This is a genomic window from Alcaligenes sp. Me129 (genome assembly GCF_050487245.1).
In the GTDB taxonomy this organism is placed as follows: domain Bacteria; phylum Pseudomonadota; class Gammaproteobacteria; order Burkholderiales; family Burkholderiaceae_B; genus Alcaligenes; species Alcaligenes phenolicus.
Genome location: NZ_JBKQGX010000002.1, coordinates 374,699 through 387,152, shown reverse-complemented (window position 1 = coordinate 387,152; position 12,454 = coordinate 374,699). Strand labels below are relative to the sequence as shown.

The following is a 12,454-nucleotide window of genomic DNA, read 5'->3' as shown; positions in this document are numbered from 1 at the left end:
AAGGGCGTTGTCGTTCCAGCCCTTGGAGCACTACCATGACAGACACGATTTCCCTGAACACCGAACGCCTACTCCTGCGCCCCTGGAAAGCTTCCGACCTGGAGCCCTTTTTCCGCTTGAACAGCGATCCCCACGCTCTGCGTTTTTATCCGGCCACCCTGGACCGTGAGCAAAGCGATGCCATCGCCCAGCGCAGCCAAAACCTGATCGACGAACATGGTTGGGGTCCCTGGGCAGTCGAGCTGAAAGAAAACGGGGCCTTCATTGGCATGGTGGGCTTGAACCGCCCTACCGCCGATCTGTACTTTCAGCCTTGCGTGGAAGTTCTTTGGCGTTTGCTGCCTGAGTACTGGGGCAAGGGCTATGCCACCGAAGCGGCACGAGCCTGCATGGACTTTGGTTTTGACGAACTGGGCCTGGATCAAATTGTGGCGTACACCGCTCAATTGAACTTGCCTTCGCAGACCGTCATGCAACGCCTGGGCATGACAGAGCAAGCTGGTACCTTTGATCACCCCGGTGTAGCGGCGGGCCACAAACTCGCCCCCCATGTGCTGTACACCCTGGACCGCAAGGATTGGCCCCAGTCAGCCTGAGCAGCCCGAAGGGTCAAAAATTAAGCCTTTAGGGCCCTCACCGCTTGCAAAAACGCCAACTGTAACGCACAATCTTTACTGTATATATATTCAGCAGACAATACTATGACCGCCAAGCTCACTGCACGCCAACAACAAGTGCTGGACATCATTCGTTCTGAAATCGAACGGACGGGTTTCCCTCCCACTCGAGCAGAGATTGCTCAGGTGCTGGGTTTCAAATCCGCCAATGCGGCCGAAGATCATTTGAAAGCTCTGGCCCGCAAAGGCGCTATCGAGCTGACTGCCGGCGCCTCGCGCGGCATACGCCTGCTCGGTACGGATACCCGCGAAAGTGCTGCTCCCAGCAGCAACGCATTGGCCAATCTGGCTGACGCCCTCTTGCTGCCCATTATTGGTCGCGTGGCTGCCGGTAGCCCTATTTTGGCCACCGAGCATATCGAGCGCGAGATTGGCGTCGCCCCTACCCTATTCACCCAAACGCCTGATTACCTGCTGCGCGTACGCGGCCTGAGCATGAAAGACGCGGGCATTTTTGACGGCGACCTGCTGGCCGTCAAGAAAGCCAGTGAAGCGCGTAATGGGCAGATCGTGGTGGTGCGCATTGGCGACGATGTCACCGTCAAGCGCCTGTCGCGCTCCAGCAATCAAGTGGTCCTCTTGCCCGAGAACCCGGACTTTGAACCCATCATCGTCACCGACCCGGATTCCCTGTCTTTGGAGGGCATTGCTGTCGGTCTGATTCGCACCAGCCCGCTGCATTAAGCTGTCCCTCTCTAGGCCACCAGAGCTGTTTTGTAAGGTTGGTGCTTCTGATAAGAGAAAAACCCCATGCACCAAACGGTACATGGGGTTTTTTATTGGTCCGAGTGCATGCTCGCTATACAGGTTTGAACAGATTAACGGCGATAGTCACTTTGACCATGATTTTCGCGGTATGTCTGCAGTTGCTGTCATGACTGCAATCGCGGGTATAGCCATACCTAGCCCCTACGTACCTACATGCCTACAGCACGAATTGAACAAACGTAAACCTCTCGCGCAAGCTTGTATCACCACCCGCGTCACCATCATCACCCAAAAGTCTGGCTCTCGTTGCAGTCACTATGACTGACTTCAAACGCACGATCAGTCTGGCCAAAATGTAAACAGGCTACCTTGAACCCAAGGCAGCCTGTTTCACTGCTTGCTGACTACTGCTGATGCTTAGTGCTTGAAGGACTCGGAACCCGCCCCAGCAGCACGCGTGGCTGCCAAGGCCTCAGCGGCCAGGCGAGCTACTTCTTCGTCGCTCAGGGGCGTTACAGCGTCTTGCAGGGCCACTTCCAGTACACGGTCAATCCAACGCACCGGGATGATCTCCAACGTGTTTTTCACGTTATCTGGAATATCGGCCAGGTCCTTGATGTTTTCTTCCGGGATCATCACGGTTTTGATGCCGCCGCGTTGCGCTGCCAACAGCTTCTCTTTCAAGCCGCCGATAGGCAAAACTTCGCCGCGCAAGGTGATTTCACCCGTCATGGCCACATCAGCACGAACCGGAATACCCGTCAGGCTGGACACGATAGCGGTCGTAATGGCGATACCGGCCGATGGACCATCCTTGGGCGTAGCGCCTTCTGGAAAGTGCACGTGCAGGTCACGCTTTTCAAACACGCTATTGGCAATGCCCCACTTCTGAGCACGCGAACGCACAACCGTACGAGCCGCTTCGACCGATTCTTTCATCACATCGCCAATCGAGCCGGTGCGCAGCACATTGCCTTTACCGGGCATATCCGCGACTTCGATGGTCAGCAATTCACCGCCCACCTCGGTCCAGGCCAGACCCGTCACCAGGCCAACCTTGTTCTCTTTTTCGGCCAGGCCGAAGGAGAAACGACGTACGCCCAGGTAATCGTTCAGATTCGCCGCATTCACGACCAAGGTTTCCTGGGTCAGTGTCTTGTTGCGAGCTGCACGCGTACCGGCTTGTGGATTGGCCACCAACAGCTTGCGAACAACCTTGCGGCAGATCTTGCTGATTTCACGTTCCAGGGAACGTACACCCGCTTCACGGGTGTAGTAACGCACGATGTCGCGCACGGCATCTTCAGTCACTTCCAGCTCGCCATCGCGCAAGCCGTTGTTCTTCATCAGCTTGGGCAAGAGGTAATCGAAAGCAATACGCACCTTCTCATCTTCGGTGTAACCCGACAGACGAATCACTTCCATACGGTCCAGCAGGGCCGGTGGAATGTTCAAGGTGTTGCTGGTTGCCACGAACATCACATCGGACAAGTCATAGTCCACTTCCAGGTAGTGATCCTGGAAGGTGTGGTTTTGTTCAGGGTCCAGAACTTCCAGCAGTGCCGAGGATGGGTCGCCACGGAAATCCGCGCCCATCTTGTCGATCTCGTCCAGCAGGAACAGCGGGTTACGTACACCCACCTTGCTCATGTTCTGAACCACCTTGCCCGGCATGGAGCCGATGTAGGTACGACGGTGACCGCGAATCTCGGCCTCGTCACGTACACCACCCAAAGCCATACGAATGAACTTGCGGTTCGTTGCCTTGGCAATGGACTGTCCCAGCGAGGTTTTACCCACGCCTGGAGGGCCAACCAAACACAGGATTGGAGCCTTCAGTTTGTCGACACGTTGCTGAACCGCCAGGTACTCGACAATACGTTCCTTGACCTTTTCCAGACCAAAGTGATCCGCATCCAACACTTCCTCGGCATTGCTCAAGGAGTTGTTGATACGGCTCTTTTTGCGCCAAGGCAGGCCAACCAGCGTTTCAATGTAGTTACGCACCACGGTTGCTTCGGCTGACATCGGCGACATCAGCTTGAGCTTCTTCATTTCCGATTCGGCTTTCTTGAGCGCTTCCTTGCTCAATTGAGCCTGCTCGATGCGTTTTTCCAGCTCTTCAACATCAGCGCCGTCTTCGCCTTCGCCCAGCTCTTTCTGAATCGCCTTGACCTGCTCGTTCAGATAGTAGTCGCGCTGGCTCTTTTCCATCTGCTTTTTCACACGGCCGCGAATGCGCTTCTCGACCTGCAAGATGTCAATTTCGCCTTCCAGTTGCGACAGCAGGCTTTCCAGACGCTCCAAAGCCTTGGGCGTTTCCAGCATGCCCTGCTTTTGTTCCAGCTTCAAAGGCAAATGAGCGGCGATGGTATCGGCCAGACGGCCAGCATCGTCAATCCCGGTCAGGGAAGTCAGAATTTCCTGAGGGATTTTTTTATTCAGTTTGACGTACTGCTCGAACTGACCCAGCACCGCACGACGCAGGGCTTCGGTTTCAGCAGCATCACCGGAGTCGCCGGGCACTTCGACCACCGAGGCCATGAAGTGGGTTTCGGCATCCTGTACCTGGGTGATTCGAGCGCGCTGCAAGCCTTCCACCAGCACTTTTACCGTGCCGTCGGGCAGCTTGAGCATTTGCAAAATACTGGCCGCACACGCAATTTCGTAGAGATCCTCGGGAGCGGGATCGTCCTTGCCTGCGGACTTTTGCGCCACCAACATAATGTTGTTGCCGGACTCCATTGCCAGCTCAAGGGCTTTGATCGAGCGAGGCCGGCCAACAAAAAGCGGAATCACCATGTGAGGGAACACCACTACATCGCGCAAGGGAAGCAGCGGCAGCTCAATAGGTTCCGTAGAAAGAATCTGGCTCGCAGACATAGTCATTTCCTATAAATGTCCTTAGACGCAAAAGGGAAGCCTGGGCTTCCCTTTCACGGTTTAACCTGTTGTAGCTCAGATTGTGGCGAATTTTGATATTTCAAGTAGGCCGAACGAACATTAGAACAGAACTTTACAGAGTTAAAGAGAGACAAGCCCTTATGCCTGGTGGTCTTCATAGGTCCACTCCTTTCTCTTTACCTTCGCCTGTCGCCCTGTCCCGCCTGCGCCTGTCCGACCAAAGCCAGACAGTGCACAAACGAGGAGATATCTCTAAGCTACTGCGTTTTTCAAGGGCGACTCAGTGTCACTGGCTTCACTATCGGACAAAGGACGACCCAAAATCAATTCGGGTTTACTCTTTCCGACAATGGCGTCCTTGGTCAGCACCACTTTGCTGACGTCTTTACGCGAAGGCAGTTCGTACATGGTGTCCAGCAGCGCTTGCTCGACAATACTGCGCAGGCCACGAGCGCCGGTACGACGCTTGATGGCACGCTGGGCCACCGCACGCAGGGCTTCGGGCTGAACTTCCAGCTCTACGCCTTCCATGCTCAGCAGCTTCTGGAACTGCTTGACCAAGGCATTGCGCGGCTCGGTCAAAATGCGGATCAGTGCGTCTTCGTGCAGCTCTTCCAGAGTGGCGACCACAGGCAAACGCCCCACCAGCTCGGGAATCAGACCAAACTTGATCAGATCCTCGGGCTCGGCCTCAGAGAATAGCTCACCCACGCCTCGTTCGGACTTGGCTTTCACGGAAGCAGAAAAACCGATACCGGATTTTTCTGTACGGTCGCGAATCACCTTTTCAAGGCCATCAAAAGCACCGCCCACGATGAACAGAATGCTGGTGGTATCCACCTGCACAAAGTCCTGGTTCGGGTGCTTGCGACCACCTTGCGGAGGCACCGAAGCGACTGTACCTTCGATCAGCTTGAGCAGCGCCTGTTGCACGCCCTCGCCCGACACGTCGCGGGTGATCGAAGGGTTATCCGACTTGCGGGAAATTTTATCGATTTCATCGATGTAGATAATGGCGCGCTGCGCTTTTTCCACATCGTAATCGCAGTTTTGCAGCAGTTTTTGAACGATGTTCTCGACGTCCTCACCCACGTAACCGGCTTCGGTCAGTGTGGTGGCGTCTGCCATCACAAAAGGCACATCCAGCATGCGGGCCAGTGTTTGAGCCAGCAGCGTTTTGCCCGAACCCGTAGGCCCGATCAGCAAAATATTACTTTTGGACAGTTCCACATCGTCACGGCCTGCCTTGCCGCTACGAATTCGCTTGTAGTGGTTGTACACCGCTACGGCCAAGGTGCGCTTGGGCATTTCCTGGCCAATGACATACCCATCCAGAAACTCTTTGATTTCCTGGGGGGTGGGCAATTCTTTACGTTCACCATCAGGAGTGGCGCCCGCAGCTTCGTCACGAATGATATCGGTACACAGATCAATACATTCGTCGCAGATGAACACGGACGAAGGTCCAGCGATCAGTTTCTTGACCTCATGCTGGCTTTTATTGCAAAACGAGCAATGCAGAACTTTCTCGTCGGCCGATTTCTTTTCGGACATAAATTTAAATTTCACTTCAGGATGGTAAAAGGACGGGAACAAGTCCCGCCCCCGAACAGCCATAGTACTGCGTCAGATCGATCCCTGTAGGGACAGATGATTACTCGTCACGAGTGTTCATCACCTTGTCGATCAGGCCATAGGCCACAGCGTCTTCAGCTGCCATGAAGTTGTCACGCTCGGTATCCAGCTCGATACGCTCGACAGGCTGGCCGCAGTTTTCGGCCAGGATCTTGTTCAAGCGTTCACGCAGGCTCAGGATTTCCTTGGCCTGAATCTGGATATCGGAAGCCTGGCCTCGCGCACCGCCCGAAGGCTGATGGATCATGATGCGCGAGTTAGGCAAGGCAAGACGCTTGCCCTTGACGCCCGAAGACAGCAAGAAAGCGCCCATGCTGGCAGCCATGCCGGTACACAATGTCGAGACTTCCGGCTTGACGAACTGCATCGTGTCGTAGATGGCCAGGCCTGCATAGACCGAACCACCGGGCGAGTTGATGTAGAGCGAAATATCCTTTTCAGGATTTTCCGACTCCAGAAACAGCAGCTGGGCCACAATCAGGTTGGCCGAGTTGTCATGAACCGGGCCCACCAGAAAGATGATGCGCTCGCGCAGCAGGCGGGAGTAGATGTCGTAAGACCGCTCACCACGACCGGACTGCTCGATCACGATAGGCACGTAGCCCAAACCCGTAGGGGCAACGGATTGCCCCCCATGCATTGAGGCGTAGAAGTCGACAAAGGTTGACGACATTAGTTGGTTCCCATGATTTGGTCGAACGCCACCTCCTCGTCGGACACCTTGGCCTGGGACAGTACGTGCTCGACGACGTTATCTTCGAGTACCACTGCCTCAATCTCGGCGCGACGCTGGCGATCGGACAAGTAGTAGGCCACCACTTGGGCGGGCTGTTCGTAGTTCTGGGCAAATTCTTCGATGCGGGCACGAACCTGTTCGGGCTTGGCTTGCAGTTCAGCAGCCTTGACCAGTTCGGAGACCAGCAGACCCAGACGCACGCGGCGAGTGGATTCTTCCTTGAAGGCCTCGGCAGGGATAGGCATCTTGTCTGCGTCAGGCACGCCGCGCTCTTTCAGTTCGGCGCGAGCCGAAGCGATGCGACCTTCCACGTCGTTGTCCACCAGAGCGTTAGGCACGTCAAATTCGCTGGCAGACAGCAAGGCGTCCATCACAGCGGATTTGTTACGGGCGTGCACACGAGCCTTGATTTCGCGTTCGATGTTGGCACGAATGTCGGCCAGCAAAGCGTCCACATCACCTTCAGCCTGACCCAGGGACTTGGCAAACTCAGCATCCAGCTCGGGCAGAACAGGCTGGGCCACGTCTGTCACGGTGATCTTGAATTCGGCAGTTTTGCCAGCCACTTCCTTGCCGGTGTAGTCGGCAGGGAATTCCAGAGGGAAGGTTTTGGTTTCGCCTGCTTTCATGCCGGCAACGGCAGTCTCGAACTCGGGCAGCATGCGGCCACGACCTTGCAGGTACTGGAAACCTTCAGCGCTACCGCCTTCAAAGGCGACGCCGTCAATGGTGCCCACAAAGTCCAGAGTGATGCGGTCATCTTCCTGTGCTTGGCGATCAGCGCTGGATTCGTAGTTGGCGCGTTGCTTGCGCAGCACATCTACGGTGCGCTGGATGTCTTCGTCGGTCACAGGCGTGTTGGCACGCTTGATTTCCAGTTTGGACAGATCAGGCAGAGCCACTTCTGGGTAAACTTCGAAAGTTGCGGTAAAGGCCATGGTGCCTTCAGCAGGCTCGCCTTCTTTGGCTTCCAGATTAGGAGTGCCGGCTACGCGCAATTTGGAGTCCTGGATCACTTTGTCCAGGGCTTTGCCGATTTCTTCGTTGATGGCGTCGTAACGGATACCAGGGCCGTGACTGCGCTCGACAACGGACAAAGGCGCTTTACCGGGACGGAAGCCCTGTACCTTGGCCGTACGAGCCACACGCTTGAGCTGGGCCTGGACTTGTTTTTCTACGTCGGCCACCGAAACGACCACATCGACTCGGCGCTCCAAGCCGGACAGAATTTCAACCTCGGGCTGCATTGAAGACCTATATTAAATTGAGTAATTGATAAGAGTAATCCGGCATTTTACCGGAAACTGGCACGGTAAATCCAAACAAACGTATTTTGAATCATAATTTCCTGTCAAGACAATACAGCCGTGCCGGACTATGATCCCTTACTTTACCTTCCCTACGCAAGACTGATATGCACATGAACTCCCCTTTAGGCGGCATCCGGGTCCTGGAACTGGGCCAATTGATCGCCGGCCCCTTTGCCGCCAAGATCCTGGGCGAATTTGGCGCGGACGTCATCAAGATCGAATCCCCCAAAGGCGGTGACCCCTTGCGTAAATGGCGTTTGCTGCATGACGGTAACTCGGTCTGGTGGGAGGTGCAATCCCGTAACAAGAAGTCTCTGGCCCTGGATCTGCGACAGGCGGAGTGTCAGGACGTGGTGCGCGCACTGGTAAAAGAATGTGACATTCTGATCGAGAACTTCCGCCCCGGCGCCCTGGAAGAATGGGGGCTAGGCTGGGAAGACCTGAAAGCCATCAACCCCGGTCTGATCATGTTGCGTGTATCGGGCTACGGCCAGACCGGCCCTTACAAGGACAAGCCCGGTTTCGGCGTGATTGGCGAGGCCATGGGCGGCTTGCGCCACCTTAGCGGTGAGGCCGGACGGCCGCCGGTACGGGTTGGCGTGTCCATTGGAGACTCTCTGGCAGCCTTGCATGGTGTCATCGGCATCATGATGGCCCTGCGCCAGCGTGAACAGAACAAGGGCGAAGGTCAATATATTGACGTGGCCCTGTATGAATCCGTGTTCAACATGATGGAAAGTCTGTTGCCCGAATACTCCGCCTTCGGCGCCATTCGGGAGCCTGCCGGCAGCAGCCTGCCCGGCATTACGCCCAGCAATGCCTACGTCTGCAAGGATGGCAAGTACGCCTTGATCGCCGGCAATGGCGACAGCATTTTCAAGCGCTTGATGAACGCCATTGGGCGCGCTGATATGGCTGACAATCCCGACTACGCGCACAATGATGGTCGCGCCCGAAATGCAGGCGTGATCGATGCCGCCATTGGCCACTGGGCCAGCGCTCTGGAACTGGACAAGGTACTGGAAATTCTGGACCAGGCTGGCGTTCCCGCAGGGCGGGTTTATGACATTGCCGATATCGCAGCAGATCCCCACTATCAGGCCCGTGACATGCTGCTGGACAGCAGTCTTCCAGACGGCACACCGCTTAAAGTACCCGGCATCGTTCCCAAGCTGAGCCACACCCCTGGCGCCATCTACCGCCCTGCTCCGCACCTGGGCCAGGACACCCAGGAAATCCTGGATAACCTGGGGATCAGCGCCGAACAACAAGCCGACTGGCAAGCACGCGGCCTGATCGCCAAGAACCCAAAACGCAAGTAAAACAAAGCAGTACAAAAGCACCTGGGGGCCAGTACAAGATGGCGCCTAATCTATTTGTTTTTCATACGGAGCAAGCACTTGCCGAGGATGAAAATCCAAGCTAGAATCTACTTCTTTCGTGCTGCGAACGTGGCGGAATTGGTAGACGCACCAGATTTAGGTTCTGGCGCCGAGAGGTGTGAGAGTTCGAGTCTCTCCGTTCGCACCAGAGCATGAAAACCGTTGATTCAGAAAAATCAATTTTAAGCAAAATCAACGGCTTAACTTTCATACCCTAACAGCTTTTAATAGCCTGTTTTCAAGTATTCAACATCGTAGGCCCCATAAAGGCCCCACGAATTCCTCAAAAAAACAAAAATAGCCACATCGCCTAGGTATTGAGTCCAGTTCAATGCTGTGAGCGATGCACATGACTGCGAGTGCGTCTATTGATTTGGTTCCCTTGTAATTGTTTGGCCGCTAATAATTGCCACTCAATCAACTCGCTGCACGTCTTGTATGGTTGCGTACGGAAGCTAGCCCATTCTCACAATCATTAGTTAAAGCTTGTCCGCGCTAACAAAGTTATTTTCAGGTAACAGCCCACCAAAGCTGCGCTATATAGATCTGATAAATCCAACGGTATTTACTGAAATCGACCTCGAGACAGCTGAGAAAAAGCACGTGCCGGGGGGGGCAGAATCGCAAGCCCCCCGCTGGGCACTGTGCTTTTCTCCTGAACACCTCTACTTAAACATCAGTTGTAGCGATCGTGCTTTCCAGGAAAGTCACTGGGCCAGCGCATGGGTTGCGGCTCGGGCTTGGGAGCCGGATCAGGACTTGGGCTGGGAGCCGGATTTGGGCTTGGCTTTGGATTGCGATTCATCCCCATCTTTCCTTTATAAAAAATCAATAATGACAATCATTCGCAAGTAATTATATTATCTAGTCACATTTGACAATAAATAACATTTATTCCTGTTTTTTACTCGATAACTACATTTTTCATGCATAAAGAGGTCATAAATTTGCCTTAAAGACCAATAAACCGAAGAATATTTGTTACTTTATGCTACATTGATGAGCTGAAAGGGAGTATGGACATCGTTCTATAGACGTAGGTCAAAGTCGGTTTGAAACCGGCCCAAGAGGAAGGGATCTTGTCGTCAGGGAGTCTCAGGGGAGGACTTCAACACGGCCAGCCAGACAAGACAAAAACCATGCCCTGCATAAAGAGAAAGTCGGCACAGAGATGGCTGGGCCACAACAAACAGCTTAGTGAAGCAGCAAGAGCAACGGGCACGTCACCTGATATTCCTACTATCAAGCCCGAAAGATTCCCCCCACCCCCTCATTTCCGAGCCCCACAAAAGAAAGCCTTGAAGCGCAGACACAAAAAAGCCGCCCTTGAAGGCGGCTTCCCGATTAAATCCGGAGCTTATTCCTGCCGATCGTGTTTACCCGGAAAATCGCTAGGCCAGCGCATGGGCTTAGGCTGCGGATCGGGTTTGGATACCTGATTAGTAAAGGGGGCACTATTCACAAGGCAACCTCCTTCATGAAAATTAAAAATATAGAACCAGGCTTCAATTGCACTAAATCTTATATCAATAAGAGCTAATTAATGGACGCTCTAGTATTAACCCTAGCAGAATGCTGAACAAATTAGCTGGCTCATAATTAATCAGACAGCATTCACGCCCGACAGTTCCTTGCCACTCCTATCCCTAACAGCGGTGCCACAGCAAAAATTCCAAATAAATAATAAGCCGCTTGACGCGTTCCCTCCACGCCACCGGGATCAATGAGTCCACCCGCATTGGCAATCATTCCAGCCAAGGCTGCTCCGCTTGCCGTTGCAAAGAGCTGAATGGTTGTAATCGATGCCCCCGCCAGTTCCTGCTCTTGGGCTGGCACTGCCTTGAAAACCCGCACCAGCAAATGGGGCCAAGCTACCCCTACTCCCACGCCTATCAAGGCCAGAGCCAGACAAATCGGTGCCAGAGCCAGGACGGAACCCGTACTGGTATCTGGCAGTAAAACAACAAGCCCCACCATACCCAGCAGTCCCAGGATAGGCCCAGCCATGATCGCCCGCGCAATGGCTTTTTCCCCCAGGCCCGAGCTGATAATTGCCCCTACCGTCCAGCCCGCCCCCATCAGCGCCGTGAAGTACCCCGCTACTAACGGGGACTGTTGATGCAAGACTTGCAGAAAAAGCGGTGCAAAAACTTCACCACTGGTCACCGTCAGCACTAACAAGGACATCAAGGCATAGAGTTTGGCAATTGCAGATCTGAACTGAAACGCCCCCGATGGCAGCAACTTGGTAGACGAACGTTTTTCCACTACCAGCAAAGCGACGGCCAACCCCCCCGCCAAGCCCAGGCCAAGCGCATTTTGCAGTACATCTGCCGAGGTACTACCGGCAGAGATCGCCAACACCGCCAGCGTCAACAACAGCAGTTGAATCACAGGAATAGCCACCTTGCTCACCGCCGCGGCATGTTGCTCGCGTTTGGGGAGGACTACTAATGCCAAAGCGGCAAAAAGTACGGCAATCAAGGCGACCGATCCAAAAGCCGCACGCCACATTCCCCACTGCGCAAACACGCCACCGACTGCCGGCCCGGCCAACGTTGCCACGCCCCACATCGCTGATACCAACGCCATGGCTCGAGGCCACAAGGGCTCTGCAAAAACCAGACGAATCATGGCGTACGCCAGAGCAAAGAGAAAACCACCGCCAATCCCCTGGACGAAGCGCCCGAACAGCAAAAGGGACATATTCGGCGCCAGCGCGCAAACAAGCGCCCCCACCGCAAAGATCAAGGCCGCGACGGCATAGCTGCCTTTAGGACCCGTCAAGGCCAGCAACTTGGGTGACAGAGCCGAACCCAGAATAGACGCCACGACAAACAGGGTCGTATTCCAGGCATATAAATCCAGCCCACCAATATCCCGCACAACCGTGGGCAAAATGGTGGTCACAATGTAGACATTGACGGCATGCAATACCACTCCACCGGCCAGGACGAGGGCACGCATGGCATTGGCCCCCGACAACAAAGCGCCCCACCCGGTCTGTACCCCTTGCCCGCTACGCGCGCAAGCTTGCTGATTCTTCATAAGATCTCGACTCATTCTTTTAAAAGTAGCCCTGCCGCTTGAAAAGCTTGCATA

Annotated in this window: 9 protein-coding genes and 1 tRNA gene; 4 read left to right on the top strand and 6 right to left on the bottom strand. The window is 54.6% G+C overall.

Annotated elements, in window-relative coordinates; translation table 11 throughout:
- Nucleotides 1–35: 35 nt before the first annotated feature.
- Both ACLPGZ_RS03835 and lexA read left to right on the top strand, forming a co-directional pair.
- Nucleotides 36–596: a GNAT family N-acetyltransferase gene (locus ACLPGZ_RS03835; RefSeq protein ID WP_239055486.1), complete on the top strand. Its 561-nt coding sequence runs from the start codon at nucleotides 36–38 to the stop codon at nucleotides 594–596.
- Between the two features lie 105 nt (nucleotides 597–701).
- Nucleotides 702–1,361, top strand: coding sequence for a transcriptional repressor LexA (lexA, locus tag ACLPGZ_RS03830; RefSeq protein WP_026482844.1), 660 nt, complete (start codon nucleotides 702–704; stop codon nucleotides 1,359–1,361).
- Nucleotides 1,362–1,802: 441 nt separating this feature from the next.
- On the opposite strand, the gene lon is transcribed toward lexA, so the two are convergent.
- The 4 genes from lon to tig form a co-directional block, all read right to left on the bottom strand.
- Nucleotides 1,803–4,268, bottom strand: a complete 2,466-nt coding sequence (gene lon, locus ACLPGZ_RS03825; protein ID WP_060185978.1) for an endopeptidase La — start codon at nucleotides 4,266–4,268, stop codon at nucleotides 1,803–1,805.
- Between the two features lie 273 nt (nucleotides 4,269–4,541).
- Entirely contained in the window at nucleotides 4,542–5,843 is a 1,302-nt protein-coding gene (clpX, locus tag ACLPGZ_RS03820; RefSeq protein WP_060185979.1) for an ATP-dependent Clp protease ATP-binding subunit ClpX, read from the bottom strand.
- A gap of 100 nt (nucleotides 5,844–5,943) precedes the next feature.
- Nucleotides 5,944–6,597 carry an ATP-dependent Clp endopeptidase proteolytic subunit ClpP gene (gene clpP / locus ACLPGZ_RS03815; RefSeq protein ID WP_021446711.1) on the bottom strand — a complete coding sequence of 218 codons (654 nt, stop codon included), beginning with the start codon at nucleotides 6,595–6,597 and terminating at the stop codon, nucleotides 5,944–5,946.
- Complete coding sequence (gene tig / locus ACLPGZ_RS03810; protein WP_009459092.1) at nucleotides 6,597–7,907, bottom strand: trigger factor; 1,311 nt, start codon at nucleotides 7,905–7,907, stop codon at nucleotides 6,597–6,599. Before tig ends, clpP begins: the two co-directional genes overlap by 1 nt.
- Before the next feature lie 173 nt (nucleotides 7,908–8,080).
- On the opposite strand from tig, the gene ACLPGZ_RS03805 reads away from it, so the two are divergent.
- Entirely contained in the window at nucleotides 8,081–9,292 is a 1,212-nt protein-coding gene (locus ACLPGZ_RS03805) for a CaiB/BaiF CoA transferase family protein (protein WP_254003042.1), read from the top strand.
- Between the two features lie 123 nt (nucleotides 9,293–9,415).
- Nucleotides 9,416–9,500, top strand: a tRNA-Leu gene (locus tag ACLPGZ_RS03800).
- Nucleotides 9,501–10,028: 528 nt separating this feature from the next.
- Here ACLPGZ_RS03800 and ACLPGZ_RS03795 read toward each other — a convergent pair.
- Both ACLPGZ_RS03795 and ACLPGZ_RS03790 read right to left on the bottom strand, forming a co-directional pair.
- Nucleotides 10,029–10,157 carry a hypothetical protein gene (locus ACLPGZ_RS03795; protein ID WP_268380419.1) on the bottom strand — a complete coding sequence of 43 codons (129 nt, stop codon included), beginning with the start codon at nucleotides 10,155–10,157 and terminating at the stop codon, nucleotides 10,029–10,031.
- An 809-nt stretch (nucleotides 10,158–10,966) separates the two neighbouring features.
- Nucleotides 10,967–12,400 (bottom strand): MFS transporter, encoded by a 1,434-nt coding sequence (locus ACLPGZ_RS03790; RefSeq protein WP_239055485.1) that lies wholly within the window; start codon nucleotides 12,398–12,400, stop codon nucleotides 10,967–10,969.
- Nucleotides 12,401–12,454 lie beyond the last annotated feature (54 nt).